The organism is Bacteroidia bacterium, from assembly GCA_026932145.1.
Taxonomy (GTDB): domain Bacteria; phylum Bacteroidota; class Bacteroidia; order J057; family JAIXKT01; genus JAIXKT01.
Window position 1 is genome coordinate 43,276 of record JAIXKT010000043.1, and the last position, 23,659, is coordinate 66,934.

Consider the following 23,659-nt stretch of genomic DNA (forward strand, 5'->3'; position numbering starts at 1 on the left):
AACCATGTGATATTAAATACGTTAACAATTTTTACACCATTTTTAAACAACCTCTCAAATAATATCCATCTCTTTTTTATGTTTTTAAGTTATCCTAAATTATTATTTTGGGTTACTATTTGTTTTACAAACAGAAATCAGTATTTTTGCGTGAGTGAGATGCGTTTACTATAAATCAATATGAAACGTTCCGAGCAAAAATTAGTGGACACATCTGCCATAGCCGTTTCTCCTTTGCTAAAAGGTTTATACCGGCTAATTCAACCGGGGGTGGAGCAACTGCTGGGTATCAAGGCATTGAACCAAATATATGAAGAATCACGAGATAAAAATAGCAGTGCCGGAGATTTTAGCGAACGAGTATTAAACCTACTGGGGATTTCTTTTGAAATGCCCCAAGAGACTATTACTATTTTGCAGGAAATCAAAGGACCTGTGGTTTTTGTGGCTAATCACCCCTTTGGAGGTATTGAAGCGATGCTGCTTTTTCGCCTAATGAGCCAGATTCGTTCAGATTATAGAATTATCGGGAACTTTTTATTGGAAAAAATAGAGGAACTTCGAGATAATCTGATATTAGTAGATCCTTTTGAAAGCCCTGCCTCGGTTCAGGCCAATTTAGCTCCATTAAAAGCCTTGATTGGCTATCTAAAACAAGGTGGTATGGTTGGCGTGTTTCCGTCCGGTCAGGTATCTGCCTTTGAACTAAAAAGCGGTCGTATCAAAGAGTTAGACTGGAATCCCAGTATTGCCAAAATAATCCAAAAAACGCAGGCAAGTGTTGTCCCTATATTTTTTGAAGGGCGAAACAGTTTACTGTTTCAGATGGCTGGAATTATTCATCCAAGACTACGTACTGCTTTGCTGGTAAGAGAGTTCGTTAATCCGAACTGTAAAAAAATCAGCTATCAGGTAGGAAAAATAATTACGCCCGAAAAAATCGCCACTATTCAGGATCCCGTTGCACTAAATCATTATTTAAAGTCAAAAACCTATTTATTAGGTGCGCGGAATCAAAAGCCAATATTTAGTTGGCAACGCCTCAAAAACTGGATGCGCCAGCCACCCAAAAATACAGCACCCGTTATTTCGGAAACGCCGGTTGAACGGCTACGCTATGAACTCAATACTTTACCGGAAACACAGAAACTTATTGAGCAAACACACTTTCAGTTGTGGTGCTTCCAAGCCCAGCAATGCCCGCTATTACTGCGAGAAATTGCTCGCCTGCGTGAAATAACGTTCCGAAACGCCGGTGAAGGCACAGGACATTCCCTCGATTTAGATGACTTCGATAACTGGTATCACCACCTAATCATTTGGGACACCATAAAATCCTGTATTGTAGGAGCTTACAGAATCGGGAAAACAGATGAAATTATTAAAACACACGGTGTGTCAGGGCTTTATACCTCTACATTGTTTAAAATAACACCTGATTTATTTACAAAACTCACTCCGGCACTCGAAATGGGGCGCTCTTTCATCAGAGAGGAATACCAAAAATCATTTGCTCCCCTGATGTTACTTTGGATGGGAATCGGCCAGTTTATTTTAAAAGAACCTAAATATCGTTATTTATTTGGACCGGTTAGCCTCTCTAATGATTTTCATCCACTATCAAAAGATTTTATTGTTTCTTTTTTAACAGATCACAATATAGGTGGAGAATTTACTCAATTTGTACGCCCGATTCATCCTTATAAAATCAGCCGCCGCACCAAACGAGAATTCTATAACGCATTTGTTATTAATAATTTAGATGAAGTTTCTCGTATCGTAGAAGAAATCGAAGGAAGTCAGTTACACATACCGGTTCTATTGCGGCATTATCTGAAATTAGGCGGAAAGTTAATCGCATTTAATGTAGATCCGGACTTTAACAACGTTTTAGATGCCCTTATTTATGTTGATTTGCCCAATGCAAATCAGGGTATTTTAAAAAAATATCTTGGCGGCCAAGAAGCATTACAGAGTTATTTAGCTTATCATCAAGAAAATAGAAACCCTAATGAACCTCAAAGCAACATCACAACGACTACATAAGTTACTCCAAACAATTCAACAAAAGACTCCGATTGTTTTCCTAAAAAACAAATAGACTTATAGCTTAGTTATTTAAGTTAATAAATCCCCAAACATAACTCAGGAACTTTTTTTTTCCAATGCTTAGTTATCTTTAACATTTCAAAAACAAAATCAATTACGGTTTTTAAAATCTTGTACCTTTGTTTTCGTAATTGCGTAAATTTACTATGAGAGAGCACTTCTATTTTATTCTTGCAGCAGTATTATTGGTTTTTAATGTTGGATACTCGCAGGAATGTGGAATAGTATATGTAACCCCGGGAGGAGCATCTAACGGTGCACCGGGTACAGTTGGCACAAAATCAAATCCAGCCAGTTTAATTTACGGAATCCAGTTAGCCTCTAACCAAAATCCAATTGTTCGTGTAGCTGTAGGAAATTATACAATCAGTAACCCGCTAATAATGAAAGACAGTATAACGCTTGAGGGCGGCTTCTTACCATTATCAGGCTGGTCAAAAACAAATGCAGATTCTACGGTAATTTATAGAAATGACTCAAATGTTCAACCAAATCCAGCCCGACTTATTGGGATAGAGTGCATTAATCGGTCTTATTTTCGGCTACAAGACGTTCGGGTTCGCGTAGCAAATGCACCAGCAAGCGGAATAAGTGTTTATGGTATTTACCTGAATGGATGCTTTGCTTACTCCATTGTTCGCTGCCAAATTCGTACAGGAAAAGGTGGCGATGGAATTGATGGCGTTAATGGTCAAAATGGAGCTGCAGGTGCACCCGGGCAGGATGGTAAGCTGGGTAGCCGTAGAGCAGACCCTGTATTACCTCCTTTCACATTAGATGGTGGCTTAGGGGGAAAAAGTTGGTCAGGCACTTCCTGTGCAGGCGGTAACGGCGGTAACGGTGCTCAACGCGGAACAGGTAGTATTGATATTAATAACTTATGTGATCCGAATGTAGCTTCTGCACCAGATGGTTTAGACGGTCTCCCTGGCAGTGGTACTGCACCTGGCACAGGCGGTTCCGGATCAGATGGCCTCTGTTACTGTAATAACGCCTTAACACCCCAAGATATAATCTCTTTCTTAGCAAGTTGCCCTTCCTTAGATACTATTTACTGGGGCAGAAATGGTGTAGCCGGCCAGATAGGCAACAATGGTGCTGACGGCGTAGCCGGAGATAGCATTTATGCGAATGGCTTTTTTAATCCCACTAACCCCCAAAATGGTACCGATGCCTCTAATGGTAGCGGCGGCGGCGGCGGCGGCGGCGGCGGATCTATTGGTTGTGTACCTGACCCAGGACACGGAACGATACTTTCTATTGGAGATCTGAATAGTTCCGGTGCTGGCGGCGGCGGCGGCGGAGAAGGTGGCCAAGCAGGAACCAAAGGAACAGCCGGTACAAACGGCGGCGGCTCCTTTGCAATATTTTGCTGGAACTCCGGCCCACGTGGCTTAATCCGAGATTGTGTACTACAAACAGAAGGCGGCGGCAAAGCTGGTAAAGGCGGTGTAGGCGGAATGGGCGGCGGCGGAGGCTTTGGCGGACAAGGCGGAAATGACCGTATCGTAAACAACGGAAAAGGTTCAGGCTGCGAAGGCGGTGCCGGCGGAAACGGCGGAGATGGCGGAAACGGCGGAAATGGCGGAAACGGCGGAAACGGCGTAGTAGGTCCCAATATACCTTTCTTCCAAGACCCAAATGGAGTACCAGCCCTTTATTTCTCTACCTATGAACCACTTGAAGCACCTATAACCGTAACTTACACCGGATGCACAAACGCCCCAATTCAATTATCAACAACAGCAACTGGCGCTATTATTGAGTGGAATCTTGCCGGAAATCCAGCATCAGCTACAGGAAATACTGTATCCGTAGAATATGATGTACTTGGCTTCAAAACCATTGTTCTCAGAATAGACGGTATCCCTTTTACCTACTCAGACTTTGTCAATATCAATACTTTATTTCCCAAACCGATTATTGACGCAACGGCTTCTACTATTTGCGCTGGAAGTAGTATTAACTTTTCTACAACTGCAACTGCATTTAGCTATACTTGGCAGATTCCCGGAGGCAGCATCACCACATATAATCAACAAAATCCTGGAAATGTAACCTTTTCAACACCAGGAACTTATCCCGTTCATTTACAAACGACAACTTGCTGCGGCCTTTCTCGTATAGATACTTTTGTAGTTACGGTCATAAATCAAGTAACCATTTCACTTGGTCAAGACGATACATTATGTCATTCAGATCCCTTTCCGGAACTTTCAGTTGCACAATATCCAAATTCAACGGTTACATGGACTCGAGATGGGAATTTTATGGGAAATTCACCTACTTTAACAGCGAATCAAGCTGGACAATACATAGTTTCAGTTAGTTATGGCGGCGGTTGTTCCGGAAGAGATACATTTAACCTGACACTCGTTCCTAATTTGATCGTAAATTTGGGTGGAAATCAAGTTGTTTGTGCTGGGGTTTCTCCGCAGTTGTTAGATGCAGGCTATCCGGGTTCACGATATAACTGGACAAGAGACGGAATCCCGGTAGGCACAAGCCAAACTATTCAGCCAAACTTACCCGGCCGTTATAGCGTTGTGGTTACCAAACCCTCCGGCTGCTCTGGAACAGACTTTATGGACTTAACGATTACTGAAATAACCGAAAATCTTGGTCCTGACCGTCAGCTTTGCCCCAAAGGAGGCTTGCCCTCTCTGGTAGCTCAAACCTCAAATGCTACTTATACATGGACACTCAACGGAAATATCGTTGGATCAAACCAGTTTTTACCAATAACTGCTACCGGTTTGTATAAGGTTATTTCCGTAAATGCACAGGGTTGCTCCGGTACAGATTCAGTGATGATTACGGTTGGTAATTTACTTAACCCAAATTTTAACGTACCTGCTTCTGCTCCAATAAATACATCGGTAACGTTCCAAGATCAATCTACCGGAGCAAGTAGCTGGTTATGGAACTTTGGCGACGGCAGCAATGTTTCTTTTAGCCAAAATCCTACCCACACATACACAACCCCCGGCGAAAAAGTTGTTTTTATGGTCGTGAGTAACGGAATATGCACAGATACAGTGCTTAAAGTAGTAAATATTTTGTTAGACTGTGCCACTACAAATGTAGATGCAGGCTTTACGGCTTCGGCAGATACAATTTGGCTACCCAGCCAAGGAACGGTTACTTTTTCGAACCAAAGTACCAATGCACAACAATATCTTTGGAAATTTGGAGATGGCACTACTTCTGCAAACGAAAATCCAGAGCACGCTTATTCTACTCCCGGAACTTATACCGTAACGCTTATCGCCTCAAACTATAACTGCTCAGATTCTACAACCAAAATTGTTGTGGTAATGACTGCTGTGGGGATAGAGGATTTGGTAAGTAGGTCAGTGAAGATGTACCCGAACCCAGCTAACCATACCGTACAACTTGATTTACAAAATATTTCCGGCTGGCAAAAAGCTGTTTTAATGGATATTTCCGGTCGCGAAGTTCAGTCGGTAATACTTCCGGAAAATGGAGGTATTGTTAGTGTTCCCGTAACCGAACTACCTCCCGGCTTGTATCAAGTACATATCTACAACCATAATGGAGTTGCTCACTTTAAATTGAACAAATACTAAGCGTTTTTTGAACAATCAATTTGGAGTTCGTGTAATTCTATGCTGTGGTGAAGGGGAGAAACTTATATTCTATAGCTGAGGCAATAGAACTGTGGCAGCAAAAAGCAGGCTGGGGCGATAATCTTATTTCGCATCAAATTGCACAAAACTTACCTCAATGGATGGGAAGTAGATTGGTACAAGATATTCACTCTGTCCTTTTTAAACAAGGTAATTTGACAATCTTTGTACAAAATTCTGTTATTCAAACGGAATTAACCTACGCAAAACAAACGTTACAAACTAACTTAAATAGACATCTTGGTAAAGATGTTATTCGGAACATTAGTATAGAGCTATCTAACTCTGTACCGGGCTGAATAAGCTGAGGGCAGTAGTTCCGTACTTGCGTGAGGCAATAAACTCCGGCCTAAAATCAAACCCTGCATTAGTTATGTGCTCTAAAATCAGCAAGCCTTCGGAGGAAAGTAGTTTTTTGGAAAAAATCAACTCTAACATCGCCGCAGTAGCATTCCAATTATATGGCGGATCTGCATAAATAACATCGTATTGCTCAGTAGTTTCCGTTAAAAATTGAATAGCTTCTTGCTGTATCAAGTTTGGGACTGTATTAATTTTCAGCAAGTTAAGATTTTGTCGTAAGCAATTTAGGCAACCAACGTATTTATCTACAGATGTAATTTGGGTAGCACCTCGGCTAATAAGTTCTAAGGTAACCATACCCGTTCCGGAGAAAATATCTAAGACATTAGCTTCACTTAGGTCTAAGCGGCTTTCGATAATGCTGGCGAGAGCCTCTCGAGTGCGTTCTGTGGTTGGGCGAGTAGGAAGACCTTGCGGAATTTTAGCGATTCTTCGTTTATATAAACCGCCAACAATACGCATAAAATATATTACTTAATTAATAATCAGACGATTGTAAAAACTCCGCCCGTCTTCTGTCATAATTCGAACTAAATAGACTCCGTGCTGAATCTTATCTAAGAAAATACGTCCGGTTTGGCTCGATATAGCTTCTTTGTAAACCGTTTGACCAATACTGTTTTCTATTTGGATAAAACCATTTAAAGAAGTAGATTCATCTGAAAGTTTAAAGTCAAAATAACTACTGGCTGGATTTGGAAAAAGTTGAATGGTGTTATTTAACGTATTTTCAGAAATACCGGTAGTTAAGGTTAAACTTGACCAAGTAAATCTTTTTGGATTTCCCAGTGTGTCGTAGGCAAGTTCTGCAATCGCTAATTTTGCATTTTTAGCCATCCAAGAGTAGCTAATAGTGGTAGTATTTTTGGTGCTATAGACACTCCAAGGTGAAATAGGTAGTAATTTGATCCAAGTAGTATCTATTGTGCGGTCAGTATGCTTGATGCGTAAGGCTTGATAAGAGCCGACCGGCGTAACTAAGCTTCCCCAGCCGTCTATTGTATCTGATAAGACTCCCGCCCGCTTAAAACGAACTGAGTTTACCCCAAAAGAGGAACCACTTGTGGTAACATCCATACCGTAATTATCTTGAAAGGTTGTTCCATAGGTAGATGGAAAAACATTGGCTGTTAAAGTAGGGTTCAAGGGAGCTACGATTGTACTTCCGTTATTCAGCAAATTTCCGGCTAAACCAGTTGCGATAAAGTCTGCGGAAGATTTATTGAAGTAAAGATAATTTTGGTTATCATTGGTCATGGCGATATTTGAGTTTGTAAAGGATGCGGCATGAGGGGTAGCTGAAGGGGCGATTACTTTGGTCGTTTCGGTTACTCGTGCAGTTGCATTGGTGAGTGTCCAGGTAACGTTTGCACCTGCGGCACCCGGCGTAATGGTGGTGAGGGTATCCACATACCGGGTAACAGTATCCCCAACCTGCGCAAGGTCAGATGACACAAGTGTTATCTGAGAATAAGTATAATTACTTGCTAATAAGCAACCAAATAAAACTAAACAATAATTAAAAGCGGCCTTCATAAGTTTTTCAAATAGGTTTCGCAAGCTACAAATAAAAATGTTCAATTTTTCTTTTGGTGCTTTCAAAGGTTATTTTGAGCGTTATTTTTGCTTTTATTATGATGTAAGTCTATGATTTTATCCGTATTTTGATGAAATTTATTGCTAATAATTCTTAACTTGGCGGTCAGTTTTAGCGCGTAATTTTATGGCACATTACAATCCCCCCGCGAACGAAGAGGAATTTAAAATCAACTTTGCTCCGTTTAACCCACCAATGACGGATACACAGGCGTATCAAGAATCCGCCCGTTGTCTGTTTTGTCATGATGCGCCTTGCATAACAGCTTGCCCAACAGCGATTAATATTCCTTTATTTATTCGGCAGATTCAGAGTAATTTACCTACAGAGGCAGGAAAGACAATTTTTTCATCTAATTGGTTAGGAGCCAGCTGTGGGAGTGTTTGCCCCACGGAAGTATTATGCGAGGGTGCTTGTGTTTATACCCAACAAGATATGCCGGCTGTTCAGATTGGCCGTTTACAGGAGTTTGCAGCCAGAAAAACCATTGAAAGCGGTACTATTTTATGGAAACCAAACCCACCTACCCATAAAAAAGTTGCCGTTATAGGTGCTGGTCCTGCCGGATTAGCTTGCGCCTTAGAGCTTGCTTATCTGGGACATGAAGTAACCCTTATAGAGGGCAAAGATAAACTTTCCGGCCTACTTATCTTCGGAACAGCTCCCTATAAAATAACCAATGAAGCTGTTGAAGCTGAAATAAACTGGCTACTCAAGCAACTCCCAATTACCATTAAAACAAATACTTACATTAAATCAGAGGAGGAAATTCAAGAGGTATTAAATCACAATGATGCTGTATTTTTAGGAATTGGGTTGGGTGGTACTAACAAACTAAATATTCCCGGTGAAAATATCCCGCACGTTTTGGGAGCCGTAGAGATGATAGAATCCCTGAGACGTTATCAGCATCATTTTATTTTAGAAGGTAACGTTGTGGTTATTGGCGGAGGAAATACCGCTATGGATGCAGCTTCGGAAGCCTCCCGTTTAGGGGCAAAACGTGTTGTATTAGCCTATCGCAAAGATAAATCCGAAATGAGCGCCTATGATTTTGAATATCAACACACCCAAAATGCCGGCGTAGAAATGATTTTTAACGTTACTCCGGTGCAAATTTTGGGTGAAGAACAGGTAGTAGGCGTAGAATTTGTGCATCAAGATAAGTCTCGCATCATAATTCAATGTGATTATGTGCTGAAAGCTAATGGCCAACGAAAACAAATCGAGTGGCTAAGGCAAATTAACGGGCTAACCTTAGATGATTCTGGAAAAGTTATTACAAATGATATAATGCAAACCGGAAACCCAAAAGTTTTTGCTGGCGGTGATACCAGAAATGGAGGCAAAGAAGTGGTTTTTGCCGTAGCAGAAGGCCAGCAAGCGGCACACGGAATCCACCAATTTTTACTAAAATCATAACTATTTGATTTACAACAAGAAAATAAAAATATTTTAAAAAAATAGCTTTTTTTATATCTTAAAAGGTTACAGATTCGCTACTTTGGCCATTAATTTCGGAGGTAAATTTTTATATGTTTCGATTATTTCTTTATATTACTCTCGTTTTGGGATTTTTTTCTCAAAATAATATTCAAGCACAGCCATTATCTCAACGTCCTTGGTACTATGATGGAGTGCTCTATTTAAAAATCCGCAATGAATCAAACCTAAAATTGACCCCTTTTTCAGATTCTGGTAGTTCAGAAAAACTTCAAAATCCGGAAAAATTCACGCAAATTTTTAGCCAATATGGAGTTACAAAATTATTTCAGCCCTTTAAAACCCCAACTCCCACTATTCAGCGGATATATGAGCTAAACTTTTCACAAGTTGGCCGTACAGAGGAGCTTATCAATGCCTTACAAAGCCTAAAAGACGTAGAATTTGCAGAGAGAAAACCAATTATGTATTCTATGTACAAGCCTAATGACCCACGCTATACACAAAGTCAAGCATATTTAAAAGTCGTAAAAGCGGAACAAGCTTGGGATATTCATCGTCCACAGATGGATATTTTGCTTGCTGTGGTAGATGACGCTTGCGCTATTACCCATGAAGACTTACAAGAGGCTATCTGGACAAACCCAAATGAAATACCGGATAACGGCATTGATGACGACATGAACTTATATGTTGATGATGTAAATGGTTATGATGTAGCTGATATGGATAACGACCCGAACCCTCCGTCTAATGCAAATTTTTTTCTATTTTCCCATGGTACACATACCTGCGGAATTGCCGGTGCAGTTACCGATAACGGGATAGGCGTTGCTTCATTGGGTTACAACTTAGCTATTATGCCGGTAAAAGCTGCCCAAGACACCTCAGGCGGGCAAACTATACAGGCTGGTTATGAAGGCTTAGACTATGCCATGCGCACAGGCGCAAGAGTTATTTCGATGTCTTGGGGCGGGCCAGGAAGAGCAGGAGTTCATCAAGCGTTGATTAATAGTGCCATTGCTGATTATGATATTGCATTGATAGCCGCTGCCGGTAATGATAATGATACACTACCTATTTTCCCTGGAGATTATAGGTACGTCATTAAGGTTGGAGCAACCGAAAATAATGATACTAAAGCAAGTTATTCTAACTACGCAGGAAAAAATAGCCGTATTGATGTATGCGCTCCCGGTAGCAACATCCTAAGCAGTGTGCCCGGTACAATGCTTTCCTATTTTCAGCAAAGTGGCACCTCAATGTCCACGCCACTCGTTGCCAGCTTAGTAGGCATGATGCGCTCTTACAAGCCGGATTATAAGGCTACCCAAATCATCAATTGCTTAAAGTCTTCCTGTGATGATATTTCGGCCAAAAATCCTGACTATATCGGAAGGCTTGGAGCAGGCCGTATCAATGCAGCAAACGCCTTGGCTTGTCTATCCCAAACAGCTATTGACAGCCAAAATCAACCCTTGAAGTTTAACGTTTTACCCAACCCAGTTGAGAACCGGCTGCATATCATTGGAAATGAGGGCATTAAAGGAGTCGTTTATCTATACAACTTATTAGGCAAAAGAGTTTTAGAATATCCGCTTTCAGGAAGCTATGATACCGAAATTTCCGTAGATACTCTTTCACCAAGTGTCTATTTTCTTGAAGTAGTAACAGATCAAGGCACTTATTCCCAAAAAATCATCAAACGTTAAAAGGCGTTTTTCTATGGGGTTGTTTTATTCAGAAAGCACAATAAAGTTTTCTGAATAGAAAATAGAAACTATAAACAACCCGTTTCAAATTTTAGAGAGAACAAAAAAAGAAACCCTTAGGAGAACTACCTGATTTTCCAAGCAAAAAAGTATTGATATTCTAATAACATCAATACTTTTTTATAATTGCTGATTTTACTTAGTGGCGGTAGTATCTACGTTAATTAATATAATTCCACCTATTGAATGGATAATTCCGTTACGTGCACGAATATCTCCGTGTGTAATATGTTTCCCATTTACATACATATCTCTACCTTGATGCTCTACTTTAAGACTATAATCAGATATTGTTTTGATTTCTGAAACAGTTCTAAGATTATTTATATCATGTATTTCTGGAATTATGTGTGCTTTCACTAAGTTGTATAGTTTTTGTTTATTAGCTGGTTTATACAAACTTGCGATAAAACCCGGGGGGAGTTTTAAAAACTCATCATCATTGGGAGCTAATATGGTGTATTCTCTTTTGGTTTCAAATGTATCCCAATAACCGGATGCTTTGAGTAATCCTACAAAGGTGTTATGTCTGCCTTGTGCAGAGAGCACCATCGGAATACTGGGTTGAGCGTACCCAAACACAACAGAACTAAGCAAAAAAATAACGATAAACTGCTTAAACATAATGAGTTTCATAATTAGATAATTATATAGTTATTACAGTAGCGCAACAATAATGCCAGATTAATTTGGCGGAATTGGCCGGTAAAACTGCATTTTGCCAGCCGCTAAATCGCTGATGCGTATCTCGTGAGTAGTAACTTTTTTGCCCCCCTCTGAAGTATTTTGATGCGCAATCTTCAACACACCCGGGCTGATAACCTTGTAAACAACAGCCGTATGCTGCTTCATCGTTTCGGTGTAGGTTACATTTCCTTTGGCGTATTTAAAAGTAACGTCCCAAAATTGAATAATATCTCCCGGATATACAGTCTCCTTTTGGGGGTCATATTCTCTCCCAAACTTGAATGCCCCGTCCCACTGTGCTTGATACTTGTCAAGGGCTTCTTTAGCCAAATCCCAACATTCACCCCGCGCAACTTGTTTACCCATAACCGAAGTAACGTAATTTACAATACCTTGGTTAAATCTCGGCATTTCATTAGTTTGGGCGGCTAAGAAATTTACTCCTAATAGGAGATAAAATATACTCAATAATCCAGTACGAATTGTTTTCATATTTTTAAACTACAAGAGAACGTAACAAAAACTATTCCAAAATTAAATACAAAAGTAATGCTTCCGCAGCTACAATAATATAATTTATACACGAATAACGAAGTTTTTACTCAAAAGGGGAAGTAAAACTTTCAAATGTAGGATAAACTGTATCTTTTTCGGAAATAATAGGTTCTTCTATTTCCCAGTTAATATTAAGGTTCGGGTCATTCCAGAGAAGCCCACCCTCAGAAGATTTATTGAAATAATTGGTACATTTATAGGAAAAAATACATTGAGGTGATAACACAACAAATCCATGAGCAAAACCCGGGGGAATATAAAATAGATAATGATTTTCATCGCTTAAAATTATCTCAAAGTATTTTCCATAGGTTGGTGATGATTTTCGAATATCTACAACTACATCTTTAACAGTGCCAAGTAACACAGAAACAAGTTTTCCTTGTCCATGAGGCGGGCACTGAAAGTGAAGTCCGCGTAATGCTTTGTATTGAGAAAAAGAAAGATTATCCTGCACAAAATCTTCCTGAATCCCTGCATTATAGAGGTCTTTTTTTTGATAAGTTTCTTTAAAATAACCTCTTGCATCTTTAAAAACGGCTGGCTTTAGAATCACTAAACCGTCTATCGGTGCTTTTTGTATTTCAAACGGCATTGGTATTACGGGTAAAAAAATCTATGGTTTTCTTTAATCCTACGGAGCGGCTTATTGTGGGTTCCCAGCCAAGTAATTCTTTAGCTCTGGAAATATCCGGTTTTCTAACCTTAGGATCATCTTGAGGAAGCGGCTTAAATTCTATACAGCTATTCGTTTTGATATGTTTTAAAACTTCTTCGGCAAATTGCAGAATAGTTACTTCTTCTGGGTTTCCGATGTTTACAGGCTCTGAAATATCACTCATCAGTAACCGAAAAATTCCTTCTATTAAATCATCAACATAGCAAAAACTGCGTGTTTGGGATCCGTCTCCAAATACAGTAAGATTTTCTCCGCGCAATGCTTGTCCAACGAATGAGGGTAATGCCCTGCCGTCATGAAGTCTCATTCTGGGACCATAGGTATTAAAGATTCGAACTATTCTTGTTTCTAATTTATGGTAGCGATGATAAGCCATTGTCATGGCTTCCATAAAGCGTTTGGCTTCATCATAAACACCTCGATAGCCGATAGGATTTACGTTTCCCCAGTAAGATTCTCTTTGAGGATGCTCTAATGGATCTCCATAAACTTCTGATGTTGAGGCTATTAAAACTCTTGCTCCTTTTACTTTTGCTAAGCCTAATACTTTATGGGTGCCTAAGGAACCTACTTTTAGGGTCTGGATAGGCAGTTGCAAATAATCTACCGGGCTTGCAGGTGAAGCAAAATGTAGGATATAGTGTAATTCTCCAGGGACGTGAACGTAGTTTGTAACATCATAATGGACGAAAGTAAAATCAGGATTCCCGTATAAGTGCTCTATATTGGTGATGGATCCGGTAATAAGATTGTCCATAGCTATTACCTTAAATCCTTCTTTCAGCATTCTTTCACACAAATGTGAGCCTAAAAAGCCTGCGCCACCGGTGATTAAAACAGTTTTTTTCATACCTCTCTTAGGTAGTGCAAAGATACGTGCAAAACTGCTTTTCGTTTCGTCTTATTGAAAGTTTTGCGTGGAATTTAGCTCTAATGGTTGTTTATTTAGCATAAGCAATAGAGCGATGCTCTCGAATGACTGTAACTTTAACTTGGCCGGGATACTGCATATCATTTTGTATTTGTGTAGAAATTTCAAAGGCGAGGTTATCTGCTTGTTTATCAGATACTTTTTCGCTTTCTACGATAACGCGGAGTTCTCGGCCTGCTTGAACGGCAAAGGTTTTGGAAACCCCAGGATATTTGTTCGCTAAAGTTTCAAGGTCTTTGAGGCGTTTGATGTAGCTTTCGGCGATTTCGCGTCTGGCACCGGGTCTGGCACCGGATATTGCATCGCAGGCTTGGACGATGGGGGAGATAATCGAGGTCATTTCGATTTCATCATGGTGCGCTCCGATAGCGTTACAAACTTCGGGATGTTCTTTATATTTGATGGCAAGTTCCATTCCTAACATGGCGTGAGATAGTTCAGGTTTGTCATCGGGTACTTTTCCAATATCATGCAGGAGGCCGGCTCTTTTTGCGTATTTTACGTTTAAACCGAGTTCAGCAGCCATTGTTGCGCATAGGTTAGCTACCTCTCGTGAGTGCTGTAATAAGTTTTGCCCGTAAGAGCTGCGGTATTTCATTCTGCCGACCATACGGATTATTTCTGAGTGCATTCCGGAGATTCCCAATTCAAGGGCAGTACGTTCGCCGGTTTCAAAGATTTCTTCTTCAATTTGTTTTGCTGTTTTTTGGACTACTTCTTCGATTCTGGCTGGGTGGATTCTACCATCTGCGACAAGGCGGTGTAAGGAAATGCGGGCGATTTCTCTGCGTACTGGGTCAAAGGCAGAGAGCATGATGGCATTTGGGGTGTCATCTACGATGATTTCTACGCCGGTTGCCGCTTCTAAGGTACGTATATTCCTGCCTTCTCTCCCAATAACACGTCCTTTAATCTCATCGCTTTCTAACTCAAAGACAGTTACACAATTCTCAATGGCTTGTTCGGCAGCTGTGCGCTGAATCGTTTGAAGAACAATTTTTTTAGCTTCTTTGTTAGCATTTAGTTTGGCTAACTCTACAATCTCTTTTACTTGAACTGAAGCTGCTATTTTGGCATCTTCCTTGATTAAGTCAATGAGTTGTTGGCGGGCTTCTTCTAACGAAACTCCGGCAATTTTTTCAAGCTGAAGTAACTGTTGCTGACGTACTTTTTCGATTTCTTTAGATTGATTTGTTAATTTTTCTTTTTCTCTTTCAAGGTGTTCGCTTCGGTCTTTAAGGCTGGCTTTTGCAGAGTCTAATTGCTGGTGTTCTTTTTTTATTTGTTCTTGCTTTTGGTTCAGGTTTTGTTCGGTTTGTTTTAACCGTTGTTCAAACGCATTTTGTTTGTTGTTTCGTTCGGCAGCATCTTGTTCTTGTTTCAGTTTGATTTCTTGTGATTTTTCTTGAAACTCGAGCATTTTTTCCTTTCGGATAGCTTCTGCTTTATTTTGGGCTTCGGAAAGGATAGCTTCTGTTTTTGCGCGAGCGGCTTCCTCCATGTTGGAGTATATTTGGGATAGTAGATAACGGCCTACAAGTAATCCGATTATCAGCGAGATAAGTGCTACTACGCCTACGATAATGATAGTTTCCATAAAAATTTGTCCTTAATACATTTGTTTAAAAATGCACTTTTAGACAGAGTGAGGTTGAAACTTTAGGCTATTTTCAGCCTACGATATACCTGCGGGCAGGGCACTATCTAACAATTTTTCGATGGTATTCCAATCTTGTAATGAGTTGGTTGTTAGTTCCTCATTTTCTTTTTGGAGCTGGTTTCGTTCTGTGGCAAACTCTAAAAAGCACATAAGTACTAAATATACTTCATCTCTCACAAAAAATTGTTTTTTATAGTGTTGTAGGGCTTGTTCTAACCAGATTGCAGACTCTCTTAGTGAAGTTTCTTCTTCAAGGGACTTCACTTTAACCGGAAACTTTCGATTTAGAATAGTTATTTCTATTTGAGCTGGGTATCCTGGGTTCATTCTTCCTGCAAGTGTTTCAGACAAAGGTCAATTTCGGCAATCAAATTATCTATCTGGTGCTGAATTTGGCTTTTCTCCTCACCTTGACCTATGTGCTGTGCAAATGTACGGTTTTTTGCCTCATTTTCCAATAAACTTAGTTGATTTTGGCAAAAATTAAGTTGCTCTTGTAATGACAATACCTTTTGTTCGAGAGACCTGTTGTGCTGTAATGCTTCTTGATATAAGAGAACAAGCGTATTCAGTTTTTCATGAATTCGATGCTTTATATCAGGTTGTTGGTTCATCGTAACAAGGTAATGGTTCCCTTAAATTCTTCTTTTTCTATGGTTATGTAATAGAAGTAAATTCCTTCGGGTAGATCTTGGTTGTTTAAATTTGTTCCGCGCCACTGTGTAGTAGGGTTTTGAGATTTGAACACGGTATTTCCCCATCTATCTACGATGGTTATTTTAATCGGTCGAAAATCTCTATAAGCTACTTTCCAAGTGTCATTGATTCCATCTCCGTTTGGAGTGAATACGTCTGGAATTTCTATCTGTTTTACGATAACGCGGTATTGGCCGTGTGTTACGGTGTCTTTGCATCCGTTATTATCTACTACAATCAGACGGACATTGTAAGTCCCTTCTGTGTCATAGTGATGGTTCGGGTTTTGATCTGTGGTGGTAACAGAATCTCCAAAGTCCCATAAAGATTCATAACTTGTAGCAGGTGGCTTGACAGAAGATTGGTTGGAAAAGAAATAATCGGCAAATTCTGAAAGTGAAGTGTTGGGATAAGTCGGGTTAGAAGCAAAATCCGCTACAATCGGATCATAAACAGTTACAGTTTGGGATGACGTATCGTTGCAGCCATGGCTACTTGTAAGAATCTCTGTAATAGTGTATTGACCCGGAGTGTTATAGATGTGCCCGCCAGAGGCTGTGGTAGTTTCCTGCGTTCCGTCCCCCCAGTTAATTCTAATTCCTAAGGGGGTGCTATCTTTAATATAACTTAAATCCAAATACCCAATTGGGCGAGATAAGCATACACCTGTATCTGTTACTTCAAACATAGATTCGGGTTTTGGAAAAACAGTAATAATTGTATCGGAGGTATCTCGGCAGCCTTGGGGTGAAATGGTTTCTAATCGTATGTGATGGTTTCCATAGGTGAATACCCTATTTACGATTTGGCTGGTGTCATCGGCTATAGAGTCAGCATCGAAAAACCAATTTCTGGTAGCAATAAACTGGGTACTATCTTTTAAAGTAACCTGTAACGGTTCGCAGCCGGATATAGGAGTTACAGAAAAAGTATTGTCCGGAACACGATAAACCTGCACTAAATAATTGGAATCTACTGCTGTACAACTTCCATCGTTTAAAACTAATTTAAGTTGGTAAGTGTCAATATAACGATTATTTTGGGGTAGATAGCGGAACTGATAAGTGTGATATAGAACATTAAAGTTAATAGTATCCAACGGAGATCCGTCCCCAAAGTCCAGAAAGAGTCTGGTATAGCGGTCGCTTCGGTTTATTATCATTGTATTAACAACTCCGCACCCTTGGCTATTCACAATCTCTAAGTCCACCACAGGACCATCTATAAAGATAAAGTCAGGAACAATCAGGGTATCATGGCAGCCATTCACACCAGTCATTATTACTTTTATATTAAAGTTGCCATTTCGTTTGTAAACGTGTTTTATAGAGTCTGTTGACGAAAACCAACTTCCGCTACCGTCCCCAAAGTCCCATTCATATTGAGCAAATGGATCTTTAGAATAGGCACGAAAAGTAATCGTTTTCCATACTTGGCTTGCACAGGCAGCTATGCGTAGATTCGCTGATATACTGTCTATTTTTACATCGTAAACAGTTACAGTTTGGGAGATTGTGTCATAACAAGTGTTACCTAAATTTGCCACTAACTGGACAACATAAACTCCAGTATCTCCAAATACTATTGTGGCAGAATCAGTAGTTCCATTAACAATAGAAACAGGGTTAGCGGAAGTTACCAACCATTGATAACCCGTAGGAGTATTTAATTGGAATGAAGAAGTTCCTAAAAATGGTTCATTTTTACACCCATTAGGCGGCATTTGTAAGAATGCTAATGTCCCGATAGTAATTGGCTGCGGTAAAAATACTTCTGTGGTGCAACCGGAGGCAATATTTCGGACAATTAGTGAAACTTGATAGGTTTGATAAATAGGGTTTGTTATTGTAAGGGTAGGATTGGCTAAAGAGGGGTTATTAAAACTGGTTCCAACATTCGGTGTTACTGACCATGTATAAGCTAATTGACTTGTTGGAAAATTTGCTATGATATTTGAGTGTAGTTGTGTAGTTAAGCCAGGGCATCCGGAAAGAGTATCTACAGAAATAGTAGCCAAAACTCCCCGCACTTCTAATCTATATGCAGCAGAAGTATCCGGGCAAAATGAGCCATTAGAAATGATATGCCGAATAATATACGTCCCTATTGTGTCTGGTGTAAATAAATAGGTACCACCTCCATAAAACTTAACACGGCCGGCAGGGCTGGTTATCTCCCAATTTCTTAGGTACAGATTACTCGGTTCTGTTAAGCTAATAAGGTTTACAGGCTCTCCTAGACAAATGCGAACCGTTCTTCCGTCAGGAGGTATCCCCAAAGGTGCTGTTGTCATAAGAGCGCGAGGCTTCCCCACCTGAACATAGTTCGTACGGGTTAAGGAATCAACGCATCCGTATGAATCCGTAATGATAATTTTGACATCAAAAGCTCCGGTATCTGTAAAGGTTTGTGTATAATAAGGGTTTGTTGTCGTTATAGGGGTCGGCGGAACAAGTTGCGTGGTTCCGTTTTTGACAATTACCCAACGATAAGTAGCTCCCGGTCCTGCATTAGTCGTAGTAAAGCGAACAGTATCTGGAGGTACACAAATAGCCAAATCGTTTGGATTCGCATAGATAGAAGCTGCTGTGCCAATTACAGTTATGAAAGAATCTTTAGAAATAATGCACCCATTATCAGAATAAAATAAGGTAACTCTATATCTTCCCTGATTGGCAAAAGTAACCCAAGCCTCTTGGGGGTCGTTAGGATTTGTAATGATTGATCCTGCACCATGGTTGGTAAAAAGAAAAGAGCCATGTAACGTATCAGCGCCGATGGTGGTATTTCGATAAACAGAGCGCTGCCGAATACAAACCAATGTATCTATGGTAAATGATAGTGTACTCGGAGGTCTGGCCCCTACTGTAACAATGTCGTTAAGGGTTGTAACACATCCGTTACTCGTTGTTATTTTACACTCGAAAGGGTAAGTCCCGCCAGTATTATACAAAATATTCTGTGGAACCGAATCAGTAGAGGTTGAGGGTACAGCTCCCTGAAAACTCCAGCTATAGCCGGTAATTGTTTGCCCATTTAGAGTTAAGTTCGGCGAAAACTTAATATTAGTAGGAACACATACACTGCTCTTCGTTTGGGTAATAGTCCCGGTTATCGGTGGATAAAGGCATACAACTCTTCGAATTGTGTCAATATTATTAGTACAGCTATCAGAGTTTATCATTGTGATAATAATATCTTTGCAGCCCGGTGTATTAAATGTGTGGGTAACTGTTTTGCCAGAGTAAGGTAATCCATCTATGAACCAGTTGTAAGAAATTATGTTAGGTGAGTTTTCTGTAAATGTAACGGTTGCCGGAACAGTGCACTGAATAGTGTCGATAGCAGGGACAGTCGTAATTTTCGGAATAGGTTTACTGACCTGCACGATACCTGCTTTTGTTAATGTGCAAGTAGAGTTATCCTGAAAGGTAACTACCATAGTTACGTCATACGCACCCGTAGCTGTGTAAAATTTAGTAACAGTATCTCCTGTAGCTGTGGAAGTGCCAAAAAACCACTGTACACTGCTATTAGCAGGTTTATTCACCACATTAAACTCAACAAGTACCGCCGGCAGGCACCGCAAACGATATCGAACTTTAAAATCAATAGGTGTACTACAAGGCTGAGCGTAACTTAATCCAATATCACAAAAAAAGAACAACAAAACCATACCCACGCATAGCCTCGAATAAAAACTTTTCATACAAAATTTCATCTGAAATATACTCCAAAAAACTGAGAGAGTTTTTGTTCCGCAAAATTAATGGAAGAATTGTTAAAATACACTAACGTATTGTACTGAACAGTAATTTTGTCCACATGAATTACACAGAAATATTCCCTAAGATTATTGCTCATTGTAAAGAACATGGTTTCATATTCCCGTCCAGTGAAATCTATGATGGATTAAGTGCCGTTTATGATTACGGGCAGTTAGGCGCAGCTTTAAAACGAAATCTCCGCGAATCTTGGTGGAAAGAAATGACCCAACTCCATGAAAATATCGTAGGTATTGATAGCGCTATTTTAATGCACCCTTTGGTTTGGAAAGCCTCCGGCCATATAGATGCTTTTAATGACCCTTTAATAGATAACAAAGACTCCAAAAAACGCTACCGTGCAGACCAACTTATTGAAGATTTTCTGGATAAACTCCTCCAAAAATCTATCAAAGAAACGGAGAAAAAAGCTGCCAAAGAAAACTGGAGTCCCTCCGACGAGGCCTACCAGCGCTTTCTGAAAGGAAACCGTGATGCCCAAAAACACCAAGTGCTTTTAGCTAAATACACAGAAGCAATGCAGCAAAATAATATGGAAGCATTGAAAAACCTAATTGACGAAGCTGGCATAACCGACCCGGAAACAGGCTCTAAAAACTGGACAGATATTAGGCAGTTTAACCTAATGTTTAAAACCCAGTTAGGTTCTATGGCCGAAACTGCACAAGATTTATATCTACGGCCCGAAACTGCACAAGGTATTTTTGTAAACTTCTTGAATGTGCAAAAGTCCAGCCGGCTAAAAGTTCCCTTCGGAATTGCCCAAGTAGGAAAATCTTTTAGAAACGAAATCGTTGCCAGACAGTTTATCTTCAGAATGCGCGAATTTGAACAAATGGAAATGCAGTTCTTTATTAAACCCGGAACCCAGCACACTTGGTTTAACTATTGGCTAAATGCACGCTTTCAATGGCATATATCATTGGGAATTGAACCTCAAAAACTTCGTTTTAAACCTCATGAAAAACTTGCCCACTATGCAGACGCTGCCACAGACATAGAGTTTATGTTCCCCTTCGGTTTCAAAGAATTAGAAGGAGTTCATTCCAGAACAGACTTTGATTTAAGCCGTCATCAAGAAATCTCCGGTAAAAAAATGGCCTATTTTGACCCTGATGACCAAACCAGTTTTATTCCCTACGTAGTAGAAACTTCCGCCGGCTTAGATAGAACCGTTTTAACGCATCTATGTAATGCTTACCGAGAAGAAGAAGTTCCCACCGCAGAAGCCGGCGAGTCTGCTCTCAGAACCGTCTTGTCTTTTCATCCGGAAGTTGCCCCCGTGAAAATTGCCGTTTTTCCTTTGGTAAAAAAAGATGGATTGCCCGAAATTGCCACCCAAATAGCCTCTGAACTAAGAAAAAATTACAGCGTTACCTACGAAGAAAAAGATACCATCGGCAGAAGATACAGACGGCAGGATGCCAAAGGAACTCCTTTTTGTATCACCATAGACAATCAAACCCATGAAGACCAGAAAGTTACTGTCCGGCACAGAGATTCTATGCTGCAAGAACGTGTTGCAACTACCCAGTTAGAAACTTTTTTTAAAAATAATTTAAGTAGCCGAAAAGGCTAATCTGTGCGTTAGATAGCTCCGGCTATGAGTGTAAAACTATCAGCCATTTCTATTAATTGCTTAACGGCCTCTTGGCCTCTATCGTCTAAAGAAATGGTTGATTGGTTTACATACAATTCGATATGCGCTTTTATCACTTCATCGTCCATTTCTTGGGCATATTGACGGACATAGGGCATCACTTTTTCTGGATTTTCTAATGCATATTCAATACTGCGGCGTAATATCCTGTTTAGCTGCTCTACCGTTTCGGAATCTAATCTCTTAGAAGCTATAATACCTCCCAATGGAATTGGCAACCCTGTTTGTTTTTCCCAAAAATCACCTAAATCTACAATTGGATACAAGCCATGTTCTTGATAGACAAACCGGCTTTCGTGGATAATCACTCCGGCATCAACTTCGCGCCTATTTAAGGCAGGAATAATATCACTGAAAAGCATAACGCGCTTATGTGCAACGTATTGACAGTAGTTTTGGAGTAATAAATTTGCCGTAGTATCTAAACCCGGAATAGCAATAGTTGAAAAGGGTAGCTCATCTATGGTTATGGGCTTATAGGAAATCAGTAGTGGGCCACAGCCATGACCTAAAGCACTACCAGAATCTAATAAAACATATTTATGACGCAAGAATGCATAGGCAAAAAACGAAACTTTGCACACATCTACTTGGTCAAAACGCGCCATTTGATTAAGTTCTTTAATGTCAGCTAACGTTATGTCTATTTCAATATTTTCTGTATCTATTAAATTATTCGCCCAAGCAGCAAACATGAAGGTATCATTTGGGCATGTACTAAAGGCAACTCGAATAGGTGGAATGTTCATAAAAAACGCACAAAGTTACTAAAAAGTATATTCTGAGCCTGTTGCACGACAAAAAGAATAAAAATATTTAACTATTTGATTTTGAATTAATTAAATAATTTATTATTTTTGTGGTGTGATAAAGCACGCCCAAATACAGATGAGTTTTAGCCAGCCCTACGTTTCTAAACGCAGTTCTAAAAACGCGTTTCTAAAGCAAATAAATGAGGTAATTGATTGGGAATCAATCGTAAAAATACTTCAAAAACACTACCCAAAAGGGCTTAGACCGGACGGCAGACCCGCCTACAACCCCATTATTCTTTTCAAAATGCTACTGCTCGGCGTTTGGTATAAAAGCCTGAGCGACAGAGACATAGAAGACAGGACCAACACCGATTTAAGCTGGATGACCTTCGTTGGGCTGAGTCTTGAAGACGAAGTACCCGACCACAGCACCCTGTGCCGCTTCCGCAACGAACTGGCAGGAAGCAATGCCTACGACTTGCTGTTGCAAGAACTTAACCAACAGCTTGATAAACATGCTATTACGGTAAAATCCGGCTGCATAATAGATGCCTCCATTACCGACAGCCCCCGCAAACCCACCGGAAAACCCACCTACGAAATTGCCGAAGACAGAAAAGAAAACGAACAAACGGAAGAAGCTATACAAACACAAACGGCTGAATTAAAGCTTGTTAAAGTAAATCAACCTGGCGTGGACGACGAAGCCCGCTGGCTCAAAAAAGGCAAAGAAACCCGCTTTGGCTACAAAAAACACGTTATTACCGACGGCAACGGATTGGTCCTTGCCCTGGAGACCACACCCGCCAACGTCCATGACCATAACCACTTTAACACATTGATAACCAAGGCACAAGTTCCCCCAAAAGTCGCCATCTATGCCGACAAAGCCTACAAATCCAAAGCCCATACCACCTACCTCAAAGCGAAGGGACTTAAAGATAGAGTGTGTTATAAAGCAGTGAAAAACAAACCCTTAACAAAATTACAACTCAAATTCAACCAACTCTGCGGCAAACACCGCTACAAAATAGAGCGCACCTTTGCCGGCACCAAAAGCTGGTTCGGCGGCGGCACCGCCCGCTATGTGGGCATCGCCAAAACCCACGCCCAGCACGCCCTGGAAGCAATTGCATACAACCTGTATAGGTTACCTAAGCTATTAGTAAACAATATGTTAACACCAAAAACGGCACCACCTCAAATGCAGCTATTTTAAGCCTGTAGGCCCAAAATACGCCCAATTGGTAAAAATGAGGCGAAAAAGGGGCAAAAACATAAAAAATGAAACCCCACACCCACAAAAAAAGACGTAAA

General features: G+C 40.3%; 17 protein-coding genes and 1 pseudogene. 7 read left to right on the forward strand and 11 right to left on the reverse strand.

All coding sequences use genetic code 11. The features are described 5' to 3' along the window. The first annotated feature begins 180 nt into the window (after positions 1–180). The 3 genes and pseudogenes from LC115_09660 to LC115_09670 all read left to right on the forward strand — a co-directional run bounded on the left by LC115_09660 (position 181) and on the right by LC115_09670 (position 6,058). Entirely contained in the window at positions 181–2,046 is a 1,866-nt protein-coding gene (locus LC115_09660; protein ID MCZ2356930.1) for a lysophospholipid acyltransferase family protein, read from the forward strand. A 2,969-nt stretch (positions 2,047–5,015) separates the two neighbouring features. After that, positions 5,016–5,627 (forward strand): annotated as a pseudogene (locus tag LC115_09665) (PKD domain-containing protein). 119 nt (positions 5,628–5,746) lie between these two features. Then, positions 5,747–6,058, forward strand: coding sequence for a DUF721 domain-containing protein (locus LC115_09670; GenBank protein MCZ2356931.1), 312 nt, complete (start codon positions 5,747–5,749; stop codon positions 6,056–6,058). On the opposite strand, the gene LC115_09675 is transcribed toward LC115_09670, so the two are convergent. Together LC115_09675 and LC115_09680 are read right to left on the reverse strand one after the other, a co-directional pair. Then, entirely contained in the window at positions 6,039–6,584 is a 546-nt protein-coding gene (locus LC115_09675) for an RsmD family RNA methyltransferase (protein MCZ2356932.1), read from the reverse strand. The genes LC115_09670 and LC115_09675 overlap by 20 nt on opposite strands. A gap of 12 nt (positions 6,585–6,596) precedes the next feature. Further along, positions 6,597–7,658 carry a T9SS type A sorting domain-containing protein gene (locus LC115_09680; protein ID MCZ2356933.1) on the reverse strand — a complete coding sequence of 354 codons (1,062 nt, stop codon included), beginning with the start codon at positions 7,656–7,658 and terminating at the stop codon, positions 6,597–6,599. 187 nt (positions 7,659–7,845) lie between these two features. On the opposite strand from LC115_09680, the gene LC115_09685 reads away from it, so the two are divergent. After that, entirely contained in the window at positions 7,846–9,141 is a 1,296-nt protein-coding gene (locus LC115_09685) for an FAD-dependent oxidoreductase (protein ID MCZ2356934.1), read from the forward strand. 113 nt (positions 9,142–9,254) lie between these two features. Then, positions 9,255–10,874 carry a S8 family peptidase gene (locus tag LC115_09690; GenBank protein ID MCZ2356935.1) on the forward strand — a complete coding sequence of 540 codons (1,620 nt, stop codon included), beginning with the start codon at positions 9,255–9,257 and terminating at the stop codon, positions 10,872–10,874. Positions 10,875–11,069: 195 nt separating this feature from the next. Here the strand turns inward: LC115_09690 and LC115_09695 are convergent, their stop codons facing one another. The 8 genes from LC115_09695 to LC115_09730 all read right to left on the reverse strand — a co-directional run bounded on the left by LC115_09695 (position 11,070) and on the right by LC115_09730 (position 19,692). Further along, a complete protein-coding gene (locus LC115_09695; protein ID MCZ2356936.1) occupies positions 11,070–11,570 on the reverse strand; it encodes a fasciclin domain-containing protein in 501 nt (166 codons plus the stop codon). A gap of 48 nt (positions 11,571–11,618) precedes the next feature. After that, on the reverse strand, positions 11,619–12,113 hold the full coding sequence (locus tag LC115_09700; protein MCZ2356937.1) for a hypothetical protein: 495 nt from the start codon (positions 12,111–12,113) through the stop codon (positions 11,619–11,621). 106 nt (positions 12,114–12,219) lie between these two features. Further along, positions 12,220–12,771 (reverse strand): dTDP-4-dehydrorhamnose 3,5-epimerase, encoded by a 552-nt coding sequence (rfbC, locus tag LC115_09705; GenBank protein MCZ2356938.1) that lies wholly within the window; start codon positions 12,769–12,771, stop codon positions 12,220–12,222. Continuing rightward, entirely contained in the window at positions 12,761–13,705 is a 945-nt protein-coding gene (locus tag LC115_09710) for an SDR family oxidoreductase (protein ID MCZ2356939.1), read from the reverse strand. The genes rfbC and LC115_09710 overlap by 11 nt, the downstream gene beginning before the upstream one ends. A gap of 91 nt (positions 13,706–13,796) precedes the next feature. Beyond that, positions 13,797–15,383, reverse strand: coding sequence for a ribonuclease Y (gene rny / locus LC115_09715; protein MCZ2356940.1), 1,587 nt, complete (start codon positions 15,381–15,383; stop codon positions 13,797–13,799). Positions 15,384–15,461: 78 nt separating this feature from the next. Beyond that, positions 15,462–15,797 carry a cell division protein ZapA gene (locus LC115_09720; GenBank protein MCZ2356941.1) on the reverse strand — a complete coding sequence of 112 codons (336 nt, stop codon included), beginning with the start codon at positions 15,795–15,797 and terminating at the stop codon, positions 15,462–15,464. Continuing rightward, on the reverse strand, positions 15,770–16,060 hold the full coding sequence (locus LC115_09725) for a hypothetical protein (GenBank protein ID MCZ2356942.1): 291 nt from the start codon (positions 16,058–16,060) through the stop codon (positions 15,770–15,772). The genes LC115_09720 and LC115_09725 overlap by 28 nt, the downstream gene beginning before the upstream one ends. Beyond that, entirely contained in the window at positions 16,057–19,692 is a 3,636-nt protein-coding gene (locus LC115_09730) for a PKD domain-containing protein (GenBank protein MCZ2356943.1), read from the reverse strand. The genes LC115_09725 and LC115_09730 overlap by 4 nt, the downstream gene beginning before the upstream one ends. Positions 19,693–19,967: 275 nt before the next feature. Here LC115_09730 and LC115_09735 point away from each other — a divergent pair, with 275 nt between their 5' ends. Continuing rightward, positions 19,968–21,506 (forward strand): glycine--tRNA ligase, encoded by a 1,539-nt coding sequence (locus LC115_09735; GenBank protein ID MCZ2356944.1) that lies wholly within the window; start codon positions 19,968–19,970, stop codon positions 21,504–21,506. 8 nt (positions 21,507–21,514) lie between these two features. Here LC115_09735 and LC115_09740 read toward each other — a convergent pair whose 3' ends face one another. Then, a complete protein-coding gene (locus LC115_09740) occupies positions 21,515–22,336 on the reverse strand; it encodes a 1,4-dihydroxy-6-naphthoate synthase (GenBank protein ID MCZ2356945.1) in 822 nt (273 codons plus the stop codon). A 115-nt stretch (positions 22,337–22,451) separates the two neighbouring features. On the opposite strand from LC115_09740, the gene LC115_09745 reads away from it, so the two are divergent. Beyond that, on the forward strand, positions 22,452–23,561 hold the full coding sequence (locus tag LC115_09745) for an IS5 family transposase (GenBank protein ID MCZ2356946.1): 1,110 nt from the start codon (positions 22,452–22,454) through the stop codon (positions 23,559–23,561). Positions 23,562–23,659: the final 98 nt, after the last annotated feature.

What these genes read in the sequence shown, in the direction of transcription:
- LC115_09735 (MCZ2356944.1), top strand. Translation starts at nt 19,968, where the DNA reads ATGAATTACACAGAAATATTCCCTAAGATTATTGCTCATTGTAAAGAA.
- LC115_09740 (MCZ2356945.1), bottom strand. Translation starts at nt 22,336, where the DNA reads ATGAACATTCCACCTATTCGAGTTGCCTTTAGTACATGCCCAAATGAT.
- LC115_09725 (MCZ2356942.1), bottom strand. Translation starts at nt 16,060, where the DNA reads ATGAACCAACAACCTGATATAAAGCATCGAATTCATGAAAAACTGAAT.
- rny (MCZ2356940.1), bottom strand. Translation starts at nt 15,383, where the DNA reads ATGGAAACTATCATTATCGTAGGCGTAGTAGCACTTATCTCGCTGATA.
- LC115_09675 (MCZ2356932.1), bottom strand. Translation starts at nt 6,584, where the DNA reads ATGCGTATTGTTGGCGGTTTATATAAACGAAGAATCGCTAAAATTCCG.
- LC115_09685 (MCZ2356934.1), top strand. Translation starts at nt 7,846, where the DNA reads ATGGCACATTACAATCCCCCCGCGAACGAAGAGGAATTTAAAATCAAC.
- LC115_09710 (MCZ2356939.1), bottom strand. Translation starts at nt 13,705, where the DNA reads ATGAAAAAAACTGTTTTAATCACCGGTGGCGCAGGCTTTTTAGGCTCA.
- LC115_09660 (MCZ2356930.1), top strand. Translation starts at nt 181, where the DNA reads ATGAAACGTTCCGAGCAAAAATTAGTGGACACATCTGCCATAGCCGTT.
- LC115_09695 (MCZ2356936.1), bottom strand. Translation starts at nt 11,570, where the DNA reads ATGAAACTCATTATGTTTAAGCAGTTTATCGTTATTTTTTTGCTTAGT.
- rfbC (MCZ2356938.1), bottom strand. Translation starts at nt 12,771, where the DNA reads ATGCCGTTTGAAATACAAAAAGCACCGATAGACGGTTTAGTGATTCTA.
- LC115_09690 (MCZ2356935.1), top strand. Translation starts at nt 9,255, where the DNA reads ATGTTTCGATTATTTCTTTATATTACTCTCGTTTTGGGATTTTTTTCT.
- LC115_09680 (MCZ2356933.1), bottom strand. Translation starts at nt 7,658, where the DNA reads ATGAAGGCCGCTTTTAATTATTGTTTAGTTTTATTTGGTTGCTTATTA.
- LC115_09700 (MCZ2356937.1), bottom strand. Translation starts at nt 12,113, where the DNA reads ATGAAAACAATTCGTACTGGATTATTGAGTATATTTTATCTCCTATTA.